This window comes from Fibrella aquatilis, assembly GCF_017353255.1.
GTDB lineage: Bacteria > Bacteroidota > Bacteroidia > Cytophagales > Spirosomataceae > Fibrella > Fibrella aquatilis.
On record NZ_JAFMYU010000066.1, the window covers coordinates 1 to 229 of the forward strand.

A 229-nucleotide genomic window follows, 5' to 3' on the forward strand; every position below is an offset into this window, starting at 1 on the left:
GGTAGGCTGAAAGTCATTACCAGTTAGATCAGCATACTGTGGTTCGGTAGGCTGAAAGCCGTTGCCTGTTAGATCAGCGTACTGTGGTTCAGTAGGAGTTAGGTCAGTAGGTTGAAAGCCATTACCCGTCAGATCAGCGTACTGTGGTTCGGTAGGCTGAAAGCCATTACCAGTTAGATCAGCATACTGTGGTTCAGTAGGCTGAAAGCCGTTACCAGTTAGATCAGCA

At 48.0% G+C, this 229-nt stretch carries 1 protein-coding gene; it reads right to left on the minus strand.

Going from position 1 to position 229, the window contains the following annotated elements:
• Window positions 1-229, minus strand: a 229-nt coding sequence (locus tag J2I48_RS28160) for a hypothetical protein (RefSeq protein ID WP_207338868.1), incomplete at both ends; no start/stop codon positions are given.